This window comes from Anatilimnocola aggregata, from assembly GCF_007747655.1.
Taxonomy (GTDB): Bacteria; Planctomycetota; Planctomycetia; order Pirellulales; family Pirellulaceae; genus Anatilimnocola; species Anatilimnocola aggregata.
On the sequence record NZ_CP036274.1, the window covers coordinates 1,839,241 to 1,863,481 of the forward strand.

Annotated in this window: 22 protein-coding genes; 12 read left to right on the forward strand and 10 right to left on the reverse strand. The window is 58.3% G+C overall.

The genetic code is table 11. From position 1 onward, the window contains the following. Nucleotides 1-3 precede the first annotated feature (3 nt). A complete protein-coding gene (locus ETAA8_RS07205) occupies nucleotides 4-651 on the forward strand; it encodes a TlpA family protein disulfide reductase (RefSeq protein WP_202921635.1) in 648 nt (215 codons plus the stop codon). Between the two features lie 26 nt (nucleotides 652-677). Next, nucleotides 678-1,406 carry a hypothetical protein gene (locus ETAA8_RS07210; RefSeq protein ID WP_145086939.1) on the forward strand — a complete coding sequence of 243 codons (729 nt, stop codon included), beginning with the start codon at nucleotides 678-680 and terminating at the stop codon, nucleotides 1,404-1,406. Between the two features lie 20 nt (nucleotides 1,407-1,426). On the opposite strand, the gene ETAA8_RS07215 is transcribed toward ETAA8_RS07210, so the two are convergent. The 7 genes from ETAA8_RS07215 to ETAA8_RS07245 all read right to left on the reverse strand — a co-directional run bounded on the left by ETAA8_RS07215 (nucleotide 1,427) and on the right by ETAA8_RS07245 (nucleotide 9,010). Continuing rightward, nucleotides 1,427-2,101, reverse strand: coding sequence for a metallophosphoesterase family protein (locus tag ETAA8_RS07215; RefSeq protein WP_145086942.1), 675 nt, complete (start codon nucleotides 2,099-2,101; stop codon nucleotides 1,427-1,429). An 11-nt stretch (nucleotides 2,102-2,112) separates the two neighbouring features. Then, nucleotides 2,113-3,561: a PQQ-binding-like beta-propeller repeat protein gene (locus ETAA8_RS07220; RefSeq protein WP_145086945.1), complete on the reverse strand. Its 1,449-nt coding sequence runs from the start codon at nucleotides 3,559-3,561 to the stop codon at nucleotides 2,113-2,115. A 22-nt stretch (nucleotides 3,562-3,583) separates the two neighbouring features. Then, nucleotides 3,584-4,744, reverse strand: coding sequence for a trans-sulfuration enzyme family protein (locus ETAA8_RS07225; protein ID WP_145086948.1), 1,161 nt, complete (start codon nucleotides 4,742-4,744; stop codon nucleotides 3,584-3,586). Between the two features lie 28 nt (nucleotides 4,745-4,772). Next, the gene (locus ETAA8_RS07230) at nucleotides 4,773-5,417 is read right to left on the reverse strand and encodes an AAA family ATPase (RefSeq protein WP_202921636.1); all 645 of its coding nucleotides are present in this window, start codon (nucleotides 5,415-5,417) and stop codon (nucleotides 4,773-4,775) included. A 5-nt stretch (nucleotides 5,418-5,422) separates the two neighbouring features. After that, nucleotides 5,423-5,635 carry a hypothetical protein gene (locus ETAA8_RS07235; protein ID WP_145086956.1) on the reverse strand — a complete coding sequence of 71 codons (213 nt, stop codon included), beginning with the start codon at nucleotides 5,633-5,635 and terminating at the stop codon, nucleotides 5,423-5,425. 71 nt (nucleotides 5,636-5,706) lie between these two features. Then, nucleotides 5,707-6,915: a trans-sulfuration enzyme family protein gene (locus ETAA8_RS07240; protein ID WP_145086958.1), complete on the reverse strand. Its 1,209-nt coding sequence runs from the start codon at nucleotides 6,913-6,915 to the stop codon at nucleotides 5,707-5,709. 535 nt (nucleotides 6,916-7,450) lie between these two features. Then, nucleotides 7,451-9,010 carry a 2-isopropylmalate synthase gene (locus ETAA8_RS07245; RefSeq protein WP_145086961.1) on the reverse strand — a complete coding sequence of 520 codons (1,560 nt, stop codon included), beginning with the start codon at nucleotides 9,008-9,010 and terminating at the stop codon, nucleotides 7,451-7,453. 561 nt (nucleotides 9,011-9,571) lie between these two features. Here ETAA8_RS07245 and ETAA8_RS07250 point away from each other — a divergent pair. From ETAA8_RS07250 to ETAA8_RS07265, 4 genes are all read left to right on the forward strand, one after another. After that, complete coding sequence (locus ETAA8_RS07250; RefSeq protein ID WP_145086964.1) at nucleotides 9,572-10,873, forward strand: NupC/NupG family nucleoside CNT transporter; 1,302 nt, start codon at nucleotides 9,572-9,574, stop codon at nucleotides 10,871-10,873. Between the two features lie 22 nt (nucleotides 10,874-10,895). Continuing rightward, a complete protein-coding gene (locus tag ETAA8_RS07255) occupies nucleotides 10,896-11,285 on the forward strand; it encodes a hypothetical protein (protein WP_145086967.1) in 390 nt (129 codons plus the stop codon). Nucleotides 11,286-11,932: 647 nt separating this feature from the next. Beyond that, nucleotides 11,933-13,198: an outer membrane protein assembly factor BamB family protein gene (locus ETAA8_RS07260; RefSeq protein WP_145086970.1), complete on the forward strand. Its 1,266-nt coding sequence runs from the start codon at nucleotides 11,933-11,935 to the stop codon at nucleotides 13,196-13,198. Beyond that, the gene (locus ETAA8_RS07265) at nucleotides 13,195-17,115 is read left to right on the forward strand and encodes a hydantoinase B/oxoprolinase family protein (protein ID WP_145086973.1); all 3,921 of its coding nucleotides are present in this window, start codon (nucleotides 13,195-13,197) and stop codon (nucleotides 17,113-17,115) included. The genes ETAA8_RS07260 and ETAA8_RS07265 overlap by 4 nt, the downstream gene beginning before the upstream one ends. A gap of 5 nt (nucleotides 17,116-17,120) precedes the next feature. On the opposite strand, the gene ETAA8_RS07270 is transcribed toward ETAA8_RS07265, so the two are convergent. Beyond that, complete coding sequence (locus ETAA8_RS07270; protein WP_145086976.1) at nucleotides 17,121-18,023, reverse strand: cation diffusion facilitator family transporter; 903 nt, start codon at nucleotides 18,021-18,023, stop codon at nucleotides 17,121-17,123. A 209-nt stretch (nucleotides 18,024-18,232) separates the two neighbouring features. Between ETAA8_RS07270 and ETAA8_RS07275 the strand changes: the two genes are divergently transcribed. From ETAA8_RS07275 to ETAA8_RS34440, 3 genes are all read left to right on the forward strand, one after another. Beyond that, nucleotides 18,233-18,544, forward strand: coding sequence for a hypothetical protein (locus ETAA8_RS07275; protein ID WP_145086979.1), 312 nt, complete (start codon nucleotides 18,233-18,235; stop codon nucleotides 18,542-18,544). A 163-nt stretch (nucleotides 18,545-18,707) separates the two neighbouring features. Continuing rightward, complete coding sequence (locus tag ETAA8_RS07280) at nucleotides 18,708-20,438, forward strand: tetratricopeptide repeat-containing S1 family peptidase (protein ID WP_202921638.1); 1,731 nt, start codon at nucleotides 18,708-18,710, stop codon at nucleotides 20,436-20,438. Nucleotides 20,439-20,443: 5 nt separating this feature from the next. Beyond that, entirely contained in the window at nucleotides 20,444-20,608 is a 165-nt protein-coding gene (locus tag ETAA8_RS34440; protein WP_202921639.1) for a hypothetical protein, read from the forward strand. Nucleotides 20,609-20,632: 24 nt separating this feature from the next. Here ETAA8_RS34440 and ETAA8_RS07285 read toward each other — a convergent pair whose 3' ends face one another. Beyond that, nucleotides 20,633-21,520, reverse strand: coding sequence for a sterol desaturase family protein (locus tag ETAA8_RS07285; protein WP_145086985.1), 888 nt, complete (start codon nucleotides 21,518-21,520; stop codon nucleotides 20,633-20,635). A 306-nt stretch (nucleotides 21,521-21,826) separates the two neighbouring features. On the opposite strand from ETAA8_RS07285, the gene ETAA8_RS07290 reads away from it, so the two are divergent. Both ETAA8_RS07290 and ETAA8_RS34445 read left to right on the forward strand, forming a co-directional pair. Beyond that, nucleotides 21,827-22,201: a hypothetical protein gene (locus tag ETAA8_RS07290; RefSeq protein ID WP_145086988.1), complete on the forward strand. Its 375-nt coding sequence runs from the start codon at nucleotides 21,827-21,829 to the stop codon at nucleotides 22,199-22,201. 159 nt (nucleotides 22,202-22,360) lie between these two features. Further along, nucleotides 22,361-22,498: a hypothetical protein gene (locus tag ETAA8_RS34445; protein WP_202921640.1), complete on the forward strand. Its 138-nt coding sequence runs from the start codon at nucleotides 22,361-22,363 to the stop codon at nucleotides 22,496-22,498. A 36-nt stretch (nucleotides 22,499-22,534) separates the two neighbouring features. On the opposite strand, the gene ETAA8_RS07295 is transcribed toward ETAA8_RS34445, so the two are convergent. After that, entirely contained in the window at nucleotides 22,535-23,428 is an 894-nt protein-coding gene (locus tag ETAA8_RS07295; RefSeq protein ID WP_145086991.1) for a ferredoxin reductase domain-containing protein, read from the reverse strand. Between the two features lie 215 nt (nucleotides 23,429-23,643). Between ETAA8_RS07295 and ETAA8_RS07300 the strand changes: the two genes are divergently transcribed. Then, nucleotides 23,644-24,120 carry a hypothetical protein gene (locus tag ETAA8_RS07300; RefSeq protein ID WP_145086994.1) on the forward strand — a complete coding sequence of 159 codons (477 nt, stop codon included), beginning with the start codon at nucleotides 23,644-23,646 and terminating at the stop codon, nucleotides 24,118-24,120. The last annotated feature ends 121 nt before the right edge of the window (nucleotides 24,121-24,241 follow it).

Consider the following 24,241-nt stretch of genomic DNA (forward strand, 5'->3'; position numbering starts at 1 on the left):
CGCGTGTCTAAACCAACCATGCAATGGGACGATGCGGCGGAACGGCATCAACTGGGGACGCCGCAGCGAGGCAACGGTCGCTTGCTCGGCCTGCTTGCCACGCTAAGTGTGGTAATTGCCATTGTCCTGGGCGTGCGGTTTTTGCGACCACCCAGCGAGGCCACCGCGCAGCCCGCGGTTGGTCAACAACTGACGCAACTCGCGCTCGAACCCTTGGACGGCGACGGCGAACCACTCACGCTCGCCAGCCTAAAAGGCCAAGTGGTACTGATAAATTTCTGGGGCCCCTGGTGCGGTCCTTGCCGGTTGGAGTTTCCCGAACTGCTCGAACTGCGCGAGAGTCTGGCATCGAATCCTCGTTTTCGCTTCGTTTCCGTCACATGCATGCCCGGCAACGACGAGACGGATCTCGTTGCGCAGACGAAGAGTTATCTGAGCAGCGAGGGGTTCGACTTGCCGGTCCATCGCGATCCAACCTTTGTCACTCGCTTGGAAGTGATGAAGCTCAACCGCGATCAGTTCGCCTTTCCCACCACCGTCCTGCTCGATCAGCAGGGAATCATTCGGGGCGTGTGGATTGGGTACAAGCCGGGAGTCACGCTCGCCATGCGCGAGCAGATCGACTCGCTGCTGGCCAATCAGAGTCCATAAAGTCGTTGGCAGAAGAGAGCACGTCCATGTCGTATCCAACTCCGAACGATAATGTCTTTCAACCGCCCGTGCAGACGTTCGGTAATCCGCACGATCCGCCCCAGCCCGCCAGCCAAAGCGGCTGCCTTTGGGGCTGCGTCATTGGTGGCGCCATTGGTTTTCTGGTGGTCATTCTCGTGTGCGCCGGCGCGGCTTATTACGTGGTGGCGAACGCGAAATCGCTGGCGGTCGGTGTGGCGCGCAATTTCGCGGTGCAAATGGTCGAAGCTTCGGAGTTGCCGGCAGACGATAAGCAGCAGGTCGTCACGCAGATCGATCGCGTCGTCGACGAATATAAGAAAGGGAAGATCAACGAAAAGGATCTCGAGAATATTTTCGCCGAGATTCAGAACTCGCCCCTGTTGGCGGTCACGGTTGTCTACTTTATCGAAAAGCAGTACCTCGACCGGTCGGGACTTACTGCCGAAGAAAAAGAAAACGCCAAGCTGCAATTGCAGCGGGTGATTCGCGGCCGTTTAGAGAAGAAGATCGAGCAGTCGGACATCGACGCGTTACTCGCCCCGTTGATGCAAATGCAGCCCGACGGAACGCAGAAAGTCAAAGAGCAACTGACGGACGACGAAATCAAGAAGCTGATTGCCGATTCTCAAAAACTGGCCGACGACGCGCAGGTTCCCAACGAGAAGTTCGAAGTCGATATCGGCGATGAAGTGAAACGGATCGTCGATCAGGGCTTATCCAAGCACAAAGATTAGTGCCTGGCGCGGCAAGCACCTTATTGGTACTTCCCCAGTTCGAACTCGCGCGTCTGACCCGCTTCGTTCGCTTGCCAAGCGTGATCAGTGTCGACATCGAGTGCCGTTAGCCATTTCATTCTGTAGGCCCCGGTATCGATGCAGACCCAGCCCGGAAAGGCGAGCGGAAAACCATCGGCCTGCGGAGTGTGACCGCAGATCACGCGTTTGCCGGAGATATGCGGTCGCTCATTTCCGCCCAGCTTCTTCCAGCGCAGATAGTCTCGATGCTGATTGGCCATCGTCATCGTGGGCTCGAGCGTGGCATGCACGAAGATGTGCGTCTCGGTTTCATAGAAAGAACGGAGTTGCGTCAGCCAGCGAAGGTGCGGGACTGGAATGTTCTTGATGGCCCCGCCATACGACTCGAGAGCTTGCAGCCCGCCGATCTGCGACCACATTTCCATCATCATCTCGCCGCCGCCCAAGGCCGCGCGCATGATCTCCTCGTGATTTCCCATGATCGAGATGACCGTGCATTGATCGGCTAAGCCAATCACCGTGTCGATGCATTCCTTCGTTGCCGGCCCACGATCCACCACGTCGCCGAGAAACACGAGTGTGTCCTCGGCGGTGGGCTGAATCATCTGCAACAGTGCCGTGAAGGCCGTATGGCAGCCATGAACGTCGCCAATGGCGATAGTGCGACCGGGCATGATGAGTGCAATCAGTCCTTCTCTGGAATCAACTCAAGACACACCAGCTGATCGTCGCCCCGCACATAGAGCAGGCCGTGCGAAAGAACCGGCGCGGCCCAGCAGGGATATTTCAGCAATTCGCCTGGCGCGGCAGCCGGCAACTTGGATCCGGGTAATGCCGGGCCGGCGGCTGCTTGTTGCTTGAGTTCGATCTCGCTGACGGGCTCGTACTTTTCCGGGTTCGCTTTCAAAACAATCAGCTGACCGTACTCCGCCTGGCAAATGAAGTGGCCATCGACATACAAGAGTGACGAACGAGTTAGTCCCGGTTCGCTCCACATGACTTTGCCGGTCTTCCATTCGATGCAGCGCAGTTCGGCATTTTCGGTATGACGACCGCTGCTGCCGTACAGGTAGCCCTCGTGATAGACGGGTGTGTTCCAGTGGGTCATCATCGCCTTGGCACGGCGACGATCGTCGTCTTTCCACACGACTTCACTCGCGCCCGGCGAGACCTTCAGCAGCGAACTACCAGGGCCATAGGTCTCGCTGATGAAGACTTCGTCGCCGACGACGACCGGCATGCTGGCGTTCACACTTTCGAGAATCTTCGCCCGCCACGGATAGTTGAAATCGACCTTGCCAGTCTTGGGTTCCAGGCCAAGAAGTCCGCCCCGGCAGAAGGCGAGGCACCAGCGACGACCATTGATGGTCGCCAATTTGAGCGAGGCATAGCTGGCCAGTTCGTCGCTCACCTTGTAGCGAACCTTGCCCGTAAATTTGTCGAATGCCACAATTGCGCTGCCGTTCCCTTCGACGCGGTCGAGCTTGAGCGCGCCCAGCGTTTGAGCCCAATCGGGACTGCCGCCGACCATTACCAGCAGTAAATCACCTTCGACAACCGGCGTGCTGCCGACGCCGAAGAAGTTCTGCACGACGCCGAAATCTTTCTGCGTATTCACCTGCCAGATGAGCTTACCGGTGTCCGCAGCCAGGCAGGTGAGCACACCTTCTGCGCCGTAGGCGTACACACGGTTGCCATCGACGACCGGCGAGCAGCGGGGGCCGTTGTTGTAGCCGAAGTAGTCGGAGTAATCGGTCGGGTAGTCGTAGTGCCACAGCTCTTTGCCCGTTTCGGCATTGAGCGAATAGATACGAGCCTGATCGCTGAAGCGGTCGAACTGAAAGAGCCTGCCTTGGCTGATGGTTGGTGCGCCGTAACCGGTTCCTAGAGGTCGCTGCCAGACAATGCGCGGGCTGGCCGCGGTCCACTTGGTGATGATCCCCTTCTCGGGCGATTTGCTGTCCTGCGTTGGTCCCAAGAAGATCGGCCAGTCGACGCCACCCTTCCGCGTGCCAAGATTCGCGAGCGCTGGCTCCGTCTGGGCAACTGGCGCTTGAGCGGTTGCAGCCGACAGCGAACCGACAACAAGAATCGCCGCGGCAAGGCAACTGAGATGCAGTGACCACTTCGTCATCAGGGCTCATCCTTCACGTTGTTCAGGCATTCAGAGCTTGATCTAAGTCCGCTCGCAGGTCTTCGAAGGCTTCGAGACCAACCGAGAGACGGATCAAGCCATCGGTGATGCCATGGGCGGCGCGGGCGGCGGGATCGTAGCTGGCGTGCGACATCGACGCCGGTTGTTCGATCAAAGATTCTACCGCGCCCAGGCTCACCGCCAACTGAAACAACTGGGTTGCCTGACAAACTCGCTTGGTCTTCTGAAAATCCCCCTTCACCTCAAACGTCAGCATGGCACCAAAGGCACCATCCATTTGCCTCGCGGCAATCGAATGCCCCGGATGATCGGGGAGGCCCGGATAGAGGACGCGATTGATGCGCGCGTCGCGCTCCAGCCACTGGGCCAGCAGCAGGGCAGTTTTCGATTGCTCGCGCACGCGCAGATCGAGCGTCTTCAACCCGCGACTGGCGAGAAAGCACTCCCACGGGCCCATCACGGCCCCGGTGGCGTTTTGAAAGAAGTAGAGGCGATCGCGCAGCGCCTTGTCCCGAACCACCAAAGCCCCGCCCAACAAATCGCTGTGCCCGCCGATGTACTTCGTGGCCGAGTGCATCACGATATCGGCCCCCAACTCCAGTGGCCGCGTGAGGACCGGCGAAGCGAAGGTGCTATCGACCCCCAGCAGCGCGCCGTGACGATGAGCAATCTCGGCAACGGCGGCGATATCGGTAATCGACATCAGCGGGTTACCGGGACTTTCGACCCAGATCAATTTCGTGCTCGGCTTGATCGCAGCTTCAAACGCGGCCAGATTCGTGCTCGGCGCCAGCGACACGTGGATGCCCGCCTGATTGACCACCTTGTGCAGCAGGCGAAACGTGCCGCCGTAGATATCGGCCCCGGCGAGAATATGATCCCCACTGCTGAGGATCATTGTCGCGCAGTGCGTGGCCGCCATTCCTGACGCAAAGGCCAGCCCACCCACGCCACCTTCGAGCGAAGCTAGGGTCGCTTCAAAGGCCGCGCGCGTGGGATTGCCACTGCGCGAATAATCGAACTTGCCCCAGTCCCCTGCGCCCGGCTGCACAAAGGTTGAGGCCACATGAATCGGCGGCACAATCGCCCCCGTCTGCGGATCGCGATCCTGCCCGACGTGAATGGCCCGAGTGCGGAAGTGATGGTTGGGGTTTTCGGTCATTGCAGATTTCAGATGGCAGATTGCAGATTTAGGAGGAGAGTGATTGTTGGAGGGCGTGGGTTAGTTCGGGGATCAGATCGGGTCGCTTGATTTGCAGACCGGACGCATTTTTGATCGCGATCAACTCCGGTGGCGTCCCCTTTACCTCTGCTGAGTTGTCATAGGCAAGCATGTAATGTGCTCGCTTCACAAACCAAGGCAACTGCGCCAATGACCGCTCCCACCGGGCAGCCAGCTTGTCCGTTGGTACGCCGTGGCCACCCTCAGCTACTCGGTTGGCGATGCGAATCGCGGAAATCTCAGGCGACTTAACCGCGATGTAGAAAAAACCGAAAAACCCACCACGGTTCAGGGTCAATTCGACCAACGAACGATACTTCGGCGTGCTTAGCACTGTTTCTAAGCAAATTGAACGATTGTTCGTTAATGCGATTTGCGCTTCTTGAAAGACAGATTCGGCTGCTTCAATGAAGGTAGCTTGCAACATCTCCGCAGAAGCAGTCTGAAATGTAAATCCGCCGCGCTGTTGCAAAAGGACTTTTGAAAGATCATCCGGATTAAGTCGCTCAGCCGAAGCGAGTTTCGCAGCGATTCGCGGAATTTGAGCGAGTGTTGTTTTGCCAGCGCCGTTCGGTCCAGCCACAATCCACAGATACGGCAGATTGCTGGACACAATCGTTACTCGCTTGTTTTCTTGCCTGTTGCGGCATTCTTCAGCCGCTGATCACGCGCTTCAATGGCTCGATCTTTGGCTTCGCCATATAGCCGTGTGATTTCCTCCTGAAATTCGGGCTTCGAGAACCGGGCAATTGCAGCCTTTAACTCATCTGATTGGTTATCGGCTGCAATTGGAGCAGTTGCGGTGGGTCTGGTATCGACTGGATCGTCCATGGTCACTCCCCCTGTTGGAACTCGTGCCGCACTGCCTCAATTATATCACACACATTCCTTCTCAGCGAACCTCACCCTTCTAGCGCCTGCCGCAAATCCTCAATCAGATCGACGGTGTCTTCAATGCCGCAGGCGAGGCGAATCATGTTATCGAAGATGCCGAACTTGGCCCGCTCTTCGGGCTTGTAGTCGAAATAGCTCATCACCAATGGCTGCTCGATTAACGATTCGACGCCGCCGAGGCTGGGCGCGATGCGCGCGATCTTCGCCCCATCGACAACCGCTGCGGTCTGCTTCCAATCGGCGTCTTTCACCAGGAAAGTGATCAGTCCGCCGAAGCCCCGCATTTGCCGCTTCGCCACTTCGTAATACGGATGCGTTTCCAGACCGGGATAATAGACCTTGCTCACCCGCGGATGGTTCGCCAGGAATTCGGCGACCGCCTGGCCGTTGGCATTGTGCCGCTGCATCCGCAGTTCAAACGTCTTCAGCCCCCGTTCGAGCAGATAGATATTGTGGGGCGAATTGATCGCCCCCATGATGCCGCGCAACTTGCGAACCGGCTCCAACTGCTCCTTCGCACCGATAATTACGCCCGCCAGCAAATCGTTATGACCACCCAGGTACTTCGTGGCCGAGTGCAACACATAGTCGATGCCATACTCCAGCGGGCGGCAGTTGTAAGGCGTGGCCAGTGTGGCGTCGATTAGTGTTTCCACATTGTACTTCTTGCCCAGCGCGCCGAACTTTTCCAGGTCGACGACCGACAAGTGCGGATTGGTCGGCGATTCGCTGATCAGCATCCGTGTCTGGGGAGTGATGGCAGCGGCCATGGCGTCGTAGTCGCAAGCCTTCACTTGCTTGGTCACGACACCAAAGCGGCTCATGTGCTTGGTGCAAAACTCGCGGCTGCGGTGATAACACTCGTCGAAGAAAATCACTTCGTCGCCGGCGTTCAGCTTGGCCATAATCAGCCCCACGATGGCCGCCATGCCACTGGCAAACAGCACCGCGTCTTCGCCTCCATCCAAGGCTGCCAGTTTGCGCTCGACGACACGTTCGCCCGGGTTGCCATACCGCCCGTACTCTTCGCGCGGCTGCTTCTCGTGAATGTAATCGAGCACCGCCTGCGTGCTGGTGAACGTGTAGGTCGCCGAGCAGACAATCGGGTCGGTCAGCGAATGCGCAAGCTTCTGGCGATCTTCGCCGGCATGAACCGAAAGGGTGCTGAAGCCGGTGGATGGTTTGGCCTTGGACGGAGTGCCATTCGAGTCAGACATGCGGGCAATCGCTTGTGCGGGATGGTTGCGGGCGAACATTCGAAACGGCCAGAACGCAGTTTTGCTGCGCGGGAATCGCGTCGCGGGCAGAATGCCATCGCATAGAGCCGCCGACCAAAACAGGTCGGCTGTGACTTTCGTTTGCCGGGGCACCATCGCGGCAGGCCGCAATCGCGCAAGGAAACACGGGCAATCGAAGGTGGCTGTTTAGCAGATGAAGGCTGCAAGCGGCCGCAAATCCCTTGGCTGAACACTAAGTTTAATCTCTGACCGCCTGCCCCACAAGGTAAAGCTCGCGCGACCAAGTCGTCGCCGTAACTTGCGGCCGCGCCGAAACGAATGCGCCCTAATAGTTGATTTTGCGCTCGAATTAATCAACGCCACCTCGCGCAACTCTCGGCTGCGGCGCGCATCGGTGTTGATTAATTCGGGCATTTATCAACACCCCCCAATTGTGTGCGCACCGACTTACGTCAAACTCCCTCTCCGTGCGAATCCACAAGGAGAGGAAGTGAGCAATTCGCGCTCGCCCTGATTAGGCTTGCTGCGGGTCGACCCGCTTCGTCGCGCTCCCTTGGCCTTGGACGATGCGATTGACGGCTGCGAGGATGGCCTGGACCGTGGCTTCGACCGTGTCGGTCGAGACACCGCGGCCGCGGAACTTTTGGCCGGCGTGTTCGACGGTCAGCGTCACTTCGCCGAGCGCGTCGTGGCCGAGCGTGGCGCTGCGGACCTGATATTCGACGCACTTCACTTTGACGCCGGTGATCCGCTCGGTCGCCAAAAACGCCGCGTCGATGGGGCCGTCCCCTTCGGTCATCGTGGCCGAGGTCTCTTTGCCGCCGCGGCTGAGAGTCATCGAAACCTGCGGCTTGCGACCAGTGCCGCAAGTGACTTCAAACGACACCAGGTGCCATTCCTCTTGCGACGGAGCGCCGTGCAATTGGTGCTCGATCAGCGCGATGATGTCGCCGTCGTAGACTTCCTTCTTCTTGTCGGCCAGCTTTTTGAACTCGTCGAAGACGGGTTGGATCTGTTCGGGCGTCAACGTGTAGCCCAGCGACTTGGCCCGGTCGGAGAGAGCAGCGCGACCGCTATGCTTGCCCAGCACCAGGTCGGTCTTTTGAAAACCGACGTCTTCGGGGCGCATGATCTCGTAAGTCGTTCGTTCCTTCAGCATGCCGTCTTGATGAATGCCCGCTTCGTGCGCGAACGCATTGCGGCCGACAATCGCCTTGTTCCGCTGCACTTGCAGGCCGGTGATCGACGACAGTTGACGACTGGTGGGAACCAGCCGAGGCGTGACAATCCGCGTCGTACACTGGTAGTGATCTTCGCGAGTCTTGAGCGCCATCACCACTTCTTCCAGCGAGCAGTTACCGGCTCGCTCGCCGATACCGTTAATCGTGCACTCGATTTGCCCCGCGCCGTTTTCGACGGCGGCCAGGCTGTTCGCGACGGCTAAGCCCAGGTCGTTATGGCAGTGGGTGCTGATGACTGCCTTGTCGATATTCGGTACACGATTCTTCAAGAGCGCAATCACGCTGCCGTATTCTTGCGGCGTGGTGTAGCCGACCGTGTCAGGAATGTTGACCGTTGTGGCACCCGCGTTGATCGCAGCTTCGACCACCTGGCAGAGAAAGTCCCGCTCGGTGCGGGCGGCATCTTCGGGCGAGAATTCGATATCGTCGCAAACGGCTTTGCCGCGCTTCACACCTTTAATGGCGCGCTCGATGATCTCTTCGCGCGTCATCTTCAGCTTGAATTCGCGATGAATGGCACTGGTGGCCAGGAAGATATGAATTCGCTTGTCGCTGGCACCTTTCACCGCTTCCCAAGCGCGGTCGATGTCTTGATCGTTGCAACGAGCCAGGCCGCAGATCGTGGCTCCGTGAATCGTATTGGCAATTTCGCGCACCGATTCAAAATCGCCGGGCGAAGCAATGGGAAAACCGGCTTCGAGAATGTCGACCCCCAGGTCGACCAGCGACTGGGCCATTTCCAGCTTCTCTTGCAGGTTCATGCTGCAGCCCGGCGATTGCTCGCCGTCGCGCAGGGTGGTATCGAAAATCTTGATCGATCGCATGGCAGTCATCAGAAAAATCCTTCGTTGGCTGTCTAGTCATGATTCTAACGCGAAATACTCTCCGTCTGCCGGCCTCACGCCGGCCCGACAAGGAGCAGCTCCGTCAAATAACGACTCCCTTGGCTGATGGATCTGCCAGGCGACCAGCCGCGCAGCCCGCCGACGACCGCGGCGGAGATTTCCGCCTGGTTCGTCGCGCTGTCTGGATGTTCGCCGGTTGCCATGTTCGTTCTGCCAAAAATTCTGTCTGCCAACAAAAAACCCCGAAGCTTTGTCAGGCTCCGGGGTGAAATCGCCACAAACAAACTGCGCTGCTGCACCCCTACGTCCTGCCCAAGGCAAGCGCGAGAAGAAGGTCGAGTAGGAGGCCTGGCAATCGCATGATCTGAGTATTCTCGGGGCAAGATGACGCTGGAAACCACGTTTTGCTTGCTAACTTGACTCTAATGCGAGCCTGGTGGTCGGTCAAGGTCGAGACAACCGTCGCGGGGCAATGGTTCGGGCCAAAACCGACCTTTTCAGCCCACACGTAACGGTTTGTGATAGCTGAAGCGCTGGGCGTGACTTACCATGCTCTCTGCCGCCAATGCGGGCCAATTCAAACGTCGTCGTTACAACGGGTGTGCAGTGGAACCGGAACGCCTGATCAGCCTGCTGGGCTTGGTGGTGATGATTTTCCTGGCCTGGCTGATGAGCTCGCACAAGCGCAAGTTCCCCTGGCGCATTGTGGTCGCTGGCGTGGTTCTCCAGTTCTTCCTGGCCTGGTTGACGTTGATGACGGAGCCTGGCTTGTGGTTCTTCAAAGTCATCGGCGACTTCTTTACCAAGATTCTCGAGTTCACGGACCAAGGTTCGAAGTTTGTCTTTGGCGACGATTTTCGCGAGCACTACTTCGCCTTCAAGGTGCTGCCGACCATCATCTTCTTCTCGTGCTTCATGTCGATTTTGTACTACGTGGGGGCGATGCAGTATTTGGTCAAAGGATTGGCCTGGTTCATGCAAAAAACGCTGGGCACGTCGGGCGCGGAAACCCTGTCGGCAAGTGCGAATATCTTTCTCGGCCAAACCGAGGCACCGCTGGTCATCAAGCCTTACTTACCAACGATGACCCGGTCGGAGCTTAATGCCGTGATGGTCGGTGGGTTCTCGACGATCTCGGGCGGTGTGCTCGCCGCGTTTGTGGGCATGGGAATCGATGCGGGGCATCTGGTGACAGCTTCGGTGATCTCGGCACCAGCCAGCTTGCTCATCGCCAAAATCATGCAACCCGAAACCGAGGTTCCGCATACGTTTGGCGAAGTCCGCATCGAACCGCCCAAAGTTGGAGCGAACGTCATCGAGGCGGCGGCGATTGGCGCGAGCGACGGACTCAAGCTCGCCCTGAATGTGGCAGCCATGCTGGTGGCCTTCATGGCACTCATTGCCATGGGCGACTATTTGGTGCAGGCCCTGGGGGATGCGATCTCGCATTACACCGTGTTTATCTCGGCCCGCGACTGGTCGCTGCAAAACGCCCTCGGCGCTCTCTTCGCCCCCATCGGTTTCTTAATGGGCATTGAATGGAAAGATTGCGGCCGCGCCGGAGAACTGCTCGGCCTCAAAATGTTCGCCAACGAGTTCGTCGCCTACGACATGCTGCACACCTGGATCAAGCCCGACTCCGGAATCAAGCTGCAACCGCGGACCATCGTCATCATGACTTATGCCCTCTGCGGATTCTCGAACTTTGCTTCGATTGGCATTCAGATTGGCGGCCTCGGCGCGATGGCTCCCGAACGGCAAAGCGATTTGGCCCGCCTTGGTCTGCGCGCCATGTTGGGCGGCACCATGGCCTGCTGCATGACCGCGTGTGTGGCGGGAGTGCTGATTTAACGCACGAGAGGAGAATGGAATAATGACCGAATGCCGCGGAGCATCTGGCTCACTCCGTTTTTCACTTCGCACGCTCCTCATTGCGATGCTGCTGGCGGGTCCGCTCTGCGCAGTAGGGTGGAAAAAATATGTCGCCTGGCAGGAGTGGAAAGCGGAACAGGAGGCGGCGGCAGCGAACCAGTTAAAATGGCAGAATGCGGTGATAATAGCGGCGCAGAAAGGAACGTTGAGCCAATCCAGCACCATAGGTTCCCCGATTCCCTATGAACAGCTTTCTGCTGCTGAAGTTAAAGCAGAGGTTGAACGACTCGATCGCGAAGCAATTTTCATTCGACGAACTGGCCCTCTTCGAGAAGTGATCGACGAACGCGAAGCAGCCTCAATGGAATCAAGCCAGTTCGAAAATAGGTAACCGTTTACGCCGGCACCTCTTTAGGAAACCCGAAGCGTCAGCGAGGAAAGCGAGCGCGAGGTAAGGAAGTGCAAGTCTCTCGAAATGCGTTGAGATGACTCGCGTGGCACCATAGCGCTGGCAACAGCGAATGGTCTAACTATCGCGACGGCTCTTCACCGCGATCAGCACGCGCCTCGCTCACGCTTCGGGTCACCTGAAATGCGGCAAAACCGAATGTCAGTACCCCCGACATCATGCGGGCGTGAATGGCTACAAAAATAGCGTATTGAACTCACCGGTAGATCTCTCCCCGTAAAAGTCATACTGCGCGCGAGTTTGACCAACTTACGCGCACTCACGCTGCGCCAACTGCAAAAGGGGGGTGTCCAACAAAGGGGGGCATAGTTGGACGCGCGCTAGCGCAACTCTCGGGTTTCCGGCGCAACTGTGTCCAACAATGTGCCCGAAGTTGGACACTTTGGACAATTTTGGTTTATCGAAGAGTGGCCTGCGATCGACGTAAGTCCGGCCAACCGTTCGGCCCCCAAAGTTGCCATCCGGCGGCCCGTGGGCTAACATCAGGCGCTAGTTCCTGCCGCGGTTTTTCCGCTGCGTGATGCCGCTACCTTTCCCGCCGTCCATTTTCCCCTCGTGTGAGGCCCACCATGCGTCGCTGGTTTGCTTGCTCGCTGTTTGTCTTGTTGTTCGGGGGAATGCTCGCGAGCCACGCTGCCGCGCAGGAATGGACCCGGTTTCGCGGACCCAATGGCACAGGCGAAAGCGAAGCCACCACGGTCCCCGGTTCGTGGACCGACAAAGATTACAACTGGGTCGCTCAACTGCCGGGCATTGGCCACAGCAGCCCGGTGATTTGGAAGGACAAGATTTTTCTGCTGAGTGCCGACCCCAAGACGGCCGCGCGGCATGTTCTGTGTCTCAATAGTGCCGACGGCAAGATCGTCTGGCAGCGAGACTTCCCCGGCGTGGTGCATCACCTGCACGTGCGCAGCAGCTTTGCGTCGTGCACGCCCTGTGTCGACGAGTCGCAAGTCTACGTGGCGTGGTCCGATCCTGATCACACCTGGTTCAAGGCCTTCGATCATGACGGCAACGAGAAGTGGTCGCTCGATCTCGGCTCGTGGGTCAGCCAGCATGGCTTCGGCCAAAGCCCGATGATCTATAACGACCTGGTCATCATCACCTGCTCGCAAGAAGCTTCGAAGCAAGCCGGGGTGCCTGAGCCGCGCGAAAGCTTTATCGTGGCCGTCGACAAAGCGACCGGCAAGCAGCGTTGGCGGAAGGACTGCGTCATTGATACCGCTTCGTACTCGGTCCCCACGATTCGTAAGAATGAAAGTGGTGCCGACGAACTGGTGATGGCTTCGACGGGCGAAGGTCTGTTCGCGGTCGACCCGGCGACCGGCAAGACGAACTGGGCCAGCAAGGTGTTCAAGATGCGCACCATCAGCAGCCCGCAGTTGGTGAGCGGCTTGATTTTTGGCACCACGGGCTCGGGCGGTGGCGGCAACTATGTCGTCGCGGTGCGGCCCGGCCCCACGCCGGAAATCGCTTACGAAATCAAGAAGGAAGCTCCTTACGTTCCCACTCCGGTGGCCCGTGGCAACTTGATGTTCCTCTGGTCGGATAAGGGAATTGTCACCTGCATCAACGCCGAAGATGGCAGCAAGGTCTGGCAACAGCGGATCGGTGGCGTCGGCAACAGTGGCTCGCCGATTCGCGTGAACGACAAGATCTACTGCGTGGATGAGGCCGGTATGATGGTCGTGCTGGGGGCCGGTAACGAATACAAGCTGCACGGCAAGATGGACCTGAAAGAAGAGTGCCGTTCGACTCCTGCCGTCTCGGATGGCCGGTTGTACATTCGCACGCTCTCGAAGCTTTATTCAATCGGTGGTAAAAGTGGCTCGTGAGTGATCGCTGGAGCTTTTGGCTCGATGTAGGGGGCACGTTTACCGATTGTCTGGCGCTGCGGCCCGATGGCGTTTTGCTGCGGCGCAAAGTGCTGAGTTCCGCACGAACGAAGGGGCGATTAGCGTTCGACTCCTCGGCGGCAATTTTGCTCGACCCGGCTCGGCAAGAGCCGGACAACTTTTGGGCCGGCTACGTTTTGCGCGTGCTCAATGCCCAAGGGCAACTGGTCGATGCCAGCCCGATCCTGCATTCGAGCCCCACCACAGGCGCGCTCGAACTGGCCGAGCCGTTGCAAACTTCGGTTCAACTGGGTGGGCATTCTTATGAGATCATTTCTCCCGAGCCCGCGCCGATCTTGGCCATTCGCCTGTTCCTTGGTCTGAAGTACCACGAATCCATTCCCCCCTGCGATGTGAAACTGGGCACGACGAAAGGAACGAACGCGCTGCTCACGCGCACAGGAGCTGCGACGGCCTTCATCACCACCAAGGGCTTTGGAGACTTGCTGCGGATCGGCTACCAGAACCGGCCTAAGCTGTTCGCACTGAACATTCAGAAGCAAGTGCCGCTGCACGAAGTGTCGGTGGAAGTTGAAGAGCGCGTGGCCGCTGATGGGACGGTGCTGCACGCGCTCAATGCCGAACAAGCGCGGAGCAAACTGCAGCAATTGCGCGAGCTAGGTATCGGGTCGCTGGCGATTTGCCTGCTGCATGCGTGGAAGAATTCCGCGCACGAACTGCAACTGGAACAGCTCGCGCGCGAGGCGGGCTTTGCCGACATTAGCGTGTCGCATCGCGTCTCGCCGGGCATGAAGATTGTCCCTCGCGGTGATACGACCCTGGTCGATGCTTACCTTAGTCCAGTGCTGCGCGACTATGTGCGTCAGCTGCAATCGCTTCTGCCTGGGAGCGATCTCAGGCTGCTCACTTCTGCTGGTTCGCTCGTTCGTGCCGAGAATTTCACCGGCAAAGATAGTGTCCTCTCGGGCCCGGCTGGCGGAGTGACGGGCTTTGCCCGAGCTGCCGAGGCCGCTGGTTTCCGGCGGGCCATTGGCTTTGATATGGGGGGCACGAGCACGGACGTGGCTCGTTATGCGGGGCAATTCGAAACCGAGTACGAAACGCAAAAAGCGGGCGTGCGACTGGTGACTCCGATGCTTGCCGTCGAAACGGTCGCAGCGGGTGGCGGTTCGATTTGCCGCTGGGATGGTGTGAAGCTGATCGTCGGTCCTGAGAGTGCTGGTGCCGATCCTGGTCCTGCCTGCTATGGCCGCGGTGGTCCGCTCACGGTCACCGATTGCAACTTCTACCTCGGCCGCATCGTCCCTGCCCACTTTCCGTTTCCGCTCGATCTGGCAGCGGTCGAAACTCGCCTGGGCGAAGTGGCTGCCGCTTTAAGCAGCAGCAGTGCGCCAGCGCGAACCAGCGCCGAACTGGCGAGCGGCTTTATCGAGATTGCGAACGCCCACATGGCAGCCGCGATTCGCAGCGTATCGATCGCGCGGGGTTACGACGTGCGCGATAATCTGCTCGTCGCCTTTGGCGCGGCAGCCGCGCAGCACGCGTGCGCGGTCGCTCGTCAGCTGGGGATGAAGCAAATCCTCAGCCATCCCGATGCAGGCGTGCTCAGCGCGCTGGGTATTGGCCTGGCCGATGTAATTAAGCACGAAGTGGCGCCGCTGTATTGCGAGTGGCCGCAATTGCCGGCTGATGAACTCAAGGAGATTTTCCTCCGCCTGCACGATCAGGCTCGTGCAGCGCTGTTGGCAGAAGGGGTCGCGCCTGAACAGATGACGTTCACGCGGCAACTCGATTTGCGCTATGCCGGTACCGATGTGCCGCTGACGGTGAATGAACCAGCCGATCTCGATTGGCCGCAGGCCTTCGCTGCCGAACATCAGCGGCGCTATGGCTACGTGCAGCCTGGGCGCGAATTGGCCATCGCCTGCGCGCGCGTCACGGGAGTTGGCCACAGCAATTCGCGCTTGCCCGTTTCAGTACCAGTGAATTGGTACTTGCCGACGTTTTCGCAAACACAACTGCTGCACGAATCTGGCTCGAGCGAGCTGGTTCCGCTGTTCGATCGAACCTCACTTCGACCGGGCGCTCGCATCGACGGTCCCGCGATCATCGTCGAACCGCTGACCACGACCATCGTCGACCCCGCTTGGCAAGCCACGATGCTCAGTGACGGCGAACTGTTGCTGAACGATGTTCTGTCAAACGGCGATCTTCGCACGGAGGATACTCGGGAGGGCGAGGCTCCTGCCGAGCCGCCGCGTTTAGCAAGAGGTCACGGCTCGGCAGGAGCCTCCCACTCCCGACTACAAGCCTCCCAACTACAGCAGGAAGCCGATCCCGTCTTGCTCGAGATCTTCAATCAGCAGTTCACTGCAATCGCGACTCAGATGGGGCATACACTGCGGAATACGTCGGTCAGTGTGAACGTGAAGGAAAGACTCGATTTCAGCTGCGCGATCTTCACCCCGGCCGGTGATCTGGTCGTTAACGCGCCGCACATTCCCGTGCATCTGGGAGCGATGAGTGAGACCGTTCGCAGCGTGCTGCGAGACTGCAGCCCACTCGCTCCTGGCGATGTGGTCGTCACTAACGATCCGTATCGCGGCGGCTCGCATCTGCCCGATGTCACGGTCGTTACTCCCGTTTTCAACGCCGCGAGTGAGTTGCTCTTCTTCACTGCCAGCCGGGCCCATCATGCGGAAATCGGCGGGATTACGCCGGGCTCAATGCCGCCGTTCTCCAAGTCGCTCTCAGAAGAAGGAGTTTTGATTCGGAACTTCAAAGTGCTGCAAGCTGGGCACGAATGTTTTGGCGAACTCGCCCAACTGCTATTGAGCGGACCATTTCCGACGCGCGCGGTCGCGCACAACCTGGCCGATATCCGCGCGCAATTGGCCGCGAATCAACAGGGGGCAACCGAACTGCTCAAGCTCGTCGAGCGGTATTCGTTGCCGGTCGTCCGCGCCTATATGCAGCACATTAGCACGGCGGCGGAAACCAAGACCAGGCACGCCATCGCGCGGCTGTCGCTGGGGACGCGCAGGTTCGTCGATTATCTGGACGATGGAACACGGATTGAGGTCACCATCACCGCACGCTCAGCTGAGGAGTTTCCCGCCAAGCCGCTGCTCATCGATTTCACCGGTACCGCGGGTGTGCATCCCGGCAACTTGAACGCCAACCGCGCGATCGTCACAGCTGCTGTTTTGTATTCGCTCCGGCTGCTCGTTGCCGAAGACATTCCGCTGAACGAAGGAGTCCTCGCGCCGGTCGAACTGGTGATTCCACCAGGCCTGCTCAATCCCCCGGCCAGCGAACGGGCCGAAGATTGTCCCGCGATTGTGGGCGGCAATGTCGAAACGTCGCAGCGCGTGGTCGACGTGTTGCTCGCCGCGCTCGATCTGGCCGCCGCCAGTCAGGGGACGATGAACAACCTGCTGTTTGGCGACAAGACGTTCGGCTATTACGAAACGATTTGCGGCGGCAGCGGGGCAACTGCATCTGCCAGCGGCGCGAATGCCGTGCATACGCACATGACGAATACGCGCATCACGGATCCGGAAGTCCTTGAGCATCGCTTTCCCGTCCGGTTACATCGCTTCGCCATTCGCACCAGCAGCGGCGGCGCTGGCGCACAGCACGGCGGCGATGGCATCGTCCGCGAGCTCGAATTCCTGCAGCCGATGACGGTCTCGCTCCTCACGCAGCGGCGCGGCGATTATCGGCCCTTCGGTTTGCATGGTGGCGAGCCCGGCGCAAAGGGGATCAACCTGTTGCAACGCGCTGGGCAATTGCCAGAAACGTTGCCAAGCGGAAGTCAACTTGCCGTGCAGGCCGGCGACCGCCTCACGCTCGAAACTCCCGGTGGCGGCGGTTGGGGTGCGGTTCAGCAGTAACCTTCTTAAACGCCAACTTCGTCGGTCGAATGAGGTTCGACATGGACGAAGGCATCGGCAATTCGCAAGTTTGACGTGCGCAGGGCACTGCGCACACGACCACCAATGAAGTGCCCCTCTTGCACCGTCGCGAAGGCATCGACTTCGATGTGAATCTCGACAAAAAACGTCATGCCACTTTTGCGGATGCGGCACTTCTCCACGGCCCGCACCCCTTCGACCTGGCTGGCTACTTGCCGTACCTGTTCGGCGAAATGCTTGGGGGGAGCAGCGTCGAGCAGATCGCGAATCGCCATTCGCATCAAATGCACTCCGCTGTAGACAATCACCACGCAGGCCACGAGCGCCGCCCAATCATCGGCCGGTTCGTAGCCTGGGCCGCCGATGAGACCAATGGTGATGCCGACAAACGCAGCAAACGAAGTAAGTGCATCGGAACGATGATGCCAAGCATCGGCTTGCAGCGACGAGCTGTCGGCTGCTGCGCCGATCTTGCCGATCCAGCGTGCCATGACTTCTTTCGTCACGACAACAATGCCCAGAACGAGCAAAGTTGACCAATGCGGCAGATGATGCGGCGTGAGAATCTCACGCACACTCTGCACTGCAATGACCACGGCGGCCACCAGCAGCGCTAACGCCGCCACGATTCCGGCAAGCGCTTCTGCTTTGCCATAACCATAGGGATGTTTCTCGTCTGCAGGAGAAACAGCGACCTGCAAACCTCCCCAAACAACCAGCGAGGTGACAATGTCGGAAGTTGACTCAATGCCGTCGGCAATCAGGGCGTAGGAGTTGCCCACAACTCCGGCCAGAATCTTGATTGCCGCAAGCGCCGCATTCACCGCCACGCTGACGAGCGGCAACTGGGTGATGGTCTCGGGCGAAGCTGGTTCCGGCGATGGCATGCGGTGGGAGATTAATGTTGGGACGCGATTTAGGATTGCGGGGACGTTCAATCTAGCGAGGGAGCTTCAGTTGCAGGGGCGCGACCCCGCCCGCCCGAAAGATTTCCGAAAATACGTGGCGGGCGACGCGGTCGGTTTGCGGGCTAAAGGTGACGAAGCAACTGACGCTTCGCAACCCGCACAAAACCCTAAGATTTGGAGTCCTGACCATGAAACTTGCAACTCTCGCCGCGTCCCTGGTTGTTGCCGCTGTCGCCCTGATCGCCGTCGAATCGGCTTCCGCTCAAGGCTTCGGTGGACATCAACAAAGCTACTCCACTGGGTACGGCTATCGCCCAGCCCCGTACTGCCCGCCGCAGTTCTGCCCGCCGCAGTTCTGCCCGCCCCAATACGGCCGGCCCTACTGCCCACCGAGCTTCCAGCCCAACTGCTTCCCCACTCGCCCGCAGCCTTGGTGCGGCACCGGGATGCAACGCTCGAACTTCGGTTACGGCTTCGGTGGCGGTTACGGCAACCCCTAAGTTGTTGCTGAATCACAACCTAAGAAGATAGCCCCGGTGTCACAGCCGGGGCATTTTTCGTTCTTGCTCAGCCCGTCTAAGATTTGATTGCGCGAAACCGCCAAGCCATAATACGACCTCACGACTCGCACTTTCGATGTCTCTCGGCAGTGAGATTTCTTCCATGCAACGCTCATCTTTCGCTGGCGGTATCGTGGGACTCACACTGGCCACGTGTCTGACCTTGCTGCCGGTCATCAGTGCTCAGGACGCTCCTCCGTCAAAAAAGAAAAACAAGAAACCCGCAGCTGCGAAAGCGCTGAACGACAAGGAACTCTATAAAGCACTCTTGCCCAGCGTGGCTTGGGTTCGAACCAGTCCGGGCAACGATGCGGGCGCGGGCATGGGGACCGGCTTCGTTGTCGATGTCGACCGCTGTTTGGTGGTCACCAACGAGCACGTGGTGAAAGGCTTCAGTGAACGCGGCTACGACGAAATGATCGTCCACTTCGCCGAGCAAGATGCCGAAGGGCGAACCATTGTCGAGCCCTTGCATTACGTAAAACAGCCCGACGCGCTAAAGGGAGAGGTCATTCACCGCGATGTGGCGCGCGACTTGGCGCTGATTCGCCTTCCTTCACTCCCCGCCTCAGCCAGGGCGTTGAAATTCGCCGACCACTTGCCCGAACCGGGCGAGCACGTCATCTCGATCGCGGGCAAGCCCGAAGGAAGCGAAGGGGTGTGGATCATGTCGACGGGTTCCGTGCGAATGTCTTACCGGCGGAGCCATGCCAACGGCGCGGTGGCGGGAGTCGTCGAATCGGATATGCCGACCAATCGGGGCAACAGCGGTGGGCCCATCGTCAACGACCGGAATGAATTGGTGGCCGTGTGCGAAGGACATCGCCTCGATGCGCGATTGGTCTCCATGTATATCGACGTGAACGAAGTCCGCGCGTTCCTGGAAGTCTGCGAACCGCTGATCGAGCCGCAAGATGCGCAAGCCTTTTTCGACCGTGGCTACTACCGGCACAACACCAAGCGCTGGGAGGCAGCGCTCAAGGATTACAACGAAGCACTGCGGCTCGATCCGAAAATGGCGCTCGCCTCGGTGAATAAGGGGTGGATCTTCAACAGCATGCAAGACTACGCGACAGCCGAAGCGGAATTCGATGCAGCCCTCAAGATCGATCCGGAAAATGCCTCGGGCTATGAAGGCCGGGGGGTGTGCCGCCGCTCGCTCGGTCGCAATGACGAAGCGATTGCCGATTTCACGCAGGCGATTCGTCGCTCGCCCGATGAGGCTCACCTGTACTTTCGGCGCACGATTGCGCACCGCAATAAGAATGACCTGCCAGCGGCCCTGGCCGACTTGAATCGCTGCGTTGCGCTCGATCCCAACACGGCCGACAATTACGGCAGCCGCGGTCAGGTCCATCGCCTACTCAAGAACTTCAAGGAGTCACTGGCCGACTTCGACATGACCTTGAAGCTGCAACCGCAGAACCCCGCTTGGTGGTATGAAGCAGCGCGGGTGCATTACGACCAGGAAAACTATGCTGCTTCGATTAACCTGAATTCAGTCGCTATTCAGCTGAACAACCAGACCACCAGTTACTTCAACGACCGCGGTCTCGCTTACTACCACCTCGAAAGGTACAACGAAGCAATCGCCGATTTTCAAGCCGCTTTCAAAATCAACCCCAAGGGTGCGAAGTACCTCGAGAGCATTGGCGATTGCCTCTGGTATTCCAACAAGTTTCGTGAGTCCTGGGATCTCTACAATCAGGCGGTTGTGCTCGATCCCTCACGGGCGAGCGCCTGGCGCAGCCGCGGCGATGTCTACAAACACTTTGGCGACACAGCTGCCGCCCAGCGAGACTATGCGAAAGCGCGCGAGCTAGAGGGAAAATAAGCGAGTTGGAAACCGATCAAGAACGAGAACTGCGCGAAATGGATGAACGCTTAGCGAGTCTCGGTTCGCACACGGTGCGCGAAGAGAAGAGACTATTTTCGCTCCTCTTGGGTGTGGTGTTCATTCTCAGCGGTGTTGTCCTGCTGGTGTGTTCCGTTGTGGGGAAGTAAACACCCTGAATTTAGCAGCCGTTTTCACCTTTGCTTCGAGCGTGAAAATCGCTTGCCGCGGATGCCGATGTGCGGTGGCCGGACGGGGCCGCGTCCTGTTCGTTCTGGAGAACTGCTCTTTTCCTCCATGACGGGGGATTCATGCTGGGCGTGCACCGCGCCCTCAATGTTCTCGGGCTCGGCATGCACTTGTTCATCTTCCAACAAGGTTCCCATCCAGCGATCCCAAACATTGAAGAACGCGCCGTAGTTTTTGTCCATGTGCGTGTGATGCGAGTCGTGATGGGTCACGGTATTCAAACCCTTGAACCACCTGCTCTGTGAGATAAACCGCGGCACCAACTCATAGCCGGTGTGACCAGCGGTGTTGATCTGCGTATCGATCCACAAAAACGCGAGCAATGCGAGCGGATGCAGCGGCAGGAACAGAACCAAAAGCGAAATGCCGATGAATTGCACGACCGCTTCTGCGGGTTGGAAGGCAAAGATCGCCCAGGGTGTCGGACTGACCGAGCGATGATGCCCGAGGTGCATGTACTTGAACACCGGCTGCCAATGCATGAACCGATGGCTCCAGTAGAAATAAGTGTCGTGAATGACCAGGCACAAGAAGACGCTGAGAAAACCGTAGCCCACCGGGTAATCGCGAAACCGCCAATAGATGCTAGTTAAGTCAGCCTTGTAAAGTTGATAGAGTCCGGTCGACATTACAGCGAAGATCAAAATCGTGACCAGAGAGAGTTTGATCTCTCGCACAATCTGCGCCTGCGAAGGCCGGCGTGCCTGCAGCGGCTCGAGCTCGCGCTTCTCGGCATTCAGGTGATACAGCCAATAATACATGCCCGCAGGTGCGAGATACCCCAGCACCAGCAGGAACGCAAAGAAGGCAGTGAACTCAAGCAGGATATTCATAGCAGGAACTTATTCAAAATCAGATAGAACGCTCACTGGTGGCATATTTGGCAAGTATTATGCCGACCGCGTCAAAATGACGGAAGCTCAACTTTTCGGCCGCTGATAGCACCGCGAAACGCCGTAAAAAGCCGCCTTATGTCGTCTGAAATAACGGTCTTGTTAAGTTGCCGCACCATGGCAGCAAGCCGTTCACTGAGCGATCAACGACGCTGCGCACAAGCCAAAAAGTCCCCTGGAATCGGCGCGGCACGCTCCCTAGAATCAAAGATGTAGGCCTGACAAACTGTCGGGCTGAGATGAACAGTGTCTGCGACCGACCGAGACAAACGCGTGCTGCCGACAAAACAATCACGAACCTTTAGCTGGCTCCTCGTGATTGCCTATTTCTTGTCGTTTCCGCTGTTCTGCCCGAGCGGGCTCGAAGATTGGAAATCCGGCTCTCACTCAGCCGATTTAGTTGCCGGGCCGACGGCGGACGTCGCCGCCTCGCTGGTGAAGGACACGTCTGAATTCAACCGCCTGACTCGCCGCATCTTCAGTCATGAGCGGTGGGAGTTGCTGGCATGCCCCGCTGGGGCTGTCGAATTATCGACCTTGCGCGCGCCGCGCCTCTGGTCGTCGAAGCAAATCTTGTGCGAACTGGCCCGCCACGAAGCGGCGGGCGTCCTCTTGAGCTGATGGTCTGCGCTCTTCGCAGCTAAGCAATTCTTTTCTTCCGCTGTGCGGACCCGCACAGCGGTTGGCGGTCGGCATAACAAGATTGCCGCCCTTGCCTAACGCCCACTCAGACTCGCTTCTTACTCGCACAGTTCTTCAAGCCAAATAGGTTCTCGAAATATGTTTACTCAACTGCTGATTGCGCAAGCCAACGCCGCTAGTTCAATGTCTTTCTCTCAGTGGCTCCTCCTGGGAGTCACCGTGGTGGGTGGCGTGGGCCTCATTTTCCTCATTCTCAAAATGAAGCCCGCGGCCTGAGAGCGGCACAGTTCGGTGATTTCAACCTGTAGCCGCTTAACCGTAGCTTTCTCGGTGAATCTGTTTGCTCGTGATACCGATGGCTTGCAAGGCGGATAGCGAAGACTCCAGAAACCGCGGAGCGACTTCTTCCCCCTTGGCCTTCGCAGCTTCACGATCGAACTTGGTGATACCGGGGCCGCAGCAGAAGACTTCAACCGCAGAGGGATCGGGAATGAACTCCTTCAATAATGCCTGGTTCAGTCGCCCGCTGCGGAAGTTTGTCCCCTGAGAACTGGCGGCTGCATCGCGCGTGAGCGTATAGACGATTTGCAACTTGTCTGGGTTCGCGCGGGCGAGAGTATCGAGTTCGCGGCGGAAAATAATGTCGTCGTGTGTCTTGTTGCTATAGACGAGCGTGTGCTTCATCTTGGGCAACTCGACCAGGCAGTGCTTGATGATGCTGTAATTCGGCACAATGCCCGAACCGGCACACACGTGCACCAGGTGATCGGTGCGCGTGTTGATATCCGGCGGCAGTACATACGGACCGGTGAAACCGGTGATCATCAGTCGTGTACCGCGCGGAAGGCGATGCACCAAGAGTGGCGACAGCAGGGGGGGATATTTGGTCGTCCCGCTGACGTATTTCTCTTCCTTGACCGTAATTGCCAGGTACTTTTCGTGTGGCGCGGACGCCAACGAGTAGGCTCGCGGCGGCTCCTTCTTTCCCTTCTGATCTTCCAGAAAGGCCGTAAACCTTTGCAACTGCGGAAAATTGTGCGGGTCGATGGTGCAGAAGTGCCCCGGCAAATACTCGAGCCGATCATTTCCCGTGAACAGGACGAGCGTCGTCGTGTCGTGCGTATCGGCAATGGTATCGGCGACCATTACTTCCAGTTCGCGGATGCGGCGGCGCTTACTTGGTTCAGATGGTTCCGTGGTTTCCATGATTTAACTTCAAGAGCGAGGATCACGAGTATTGAAAACTCGGTGCGAAAGGTAGCAGGAAATGCCTTGTTTTCAGGGCAAACTTGCAGCGGATTGTACCGGAGCCGATCGCAAATCCCAACTCCGGCGGCAGTAGTTCTGGCCGAAAACGTGGCTGAACACGGGCGCGGCAACTAGCATGGAGTCGGCCTAACCGATTTGCGAGGAGTTCGCCCGTGTACCCGAAGACGATGTGGAGTTTACTGCTAGTTTTATTTTGGGCAGCGCCGTTGCTGGGGCAAGGACTTGGGCCCAATCAAGGTCTTGCGGCGGGACAAGGTGTTGTGCCGCCAGGCGCTGAACTGTCGCCGCCTGAGGATCCCGTTGTGGTGGGACGGATGGAGCATTTGGGTTGGAGTTTAACCGGCCCTCGCGCGCGGCATTATGTCTTCGGCGGGTTAGCCGTTGCCGACTATGTTTGGCAAGGAAAGCGGCGCATCGTCACGTTGCAAGAACAGGCCACCACACCCAATCCCGATCCGGAGTATCTCTACTACAGCGAACTGCGCGATGGGCATTGGTGGGCTTTTCGCAAACAGCCGTGGCCCGACAACACGTACTCGGTTTGGTACCGGCCGCAACAAAATCCGCCCTCGAAGTGGATTCGCTTGCAACTCTCCAGGTTGGAGATGCCGACGGTGCCGAAACGCTGAAAGTTGTCTTCTCAAGACTCCCAAACCAGGCAGTCAATCTTTTTTAAAACCAAGTCATTCTTTTGAGGTATTTTGCTGGCACTGTAATATATTTTGCCCCTAACAATGAGTAGACAATTTG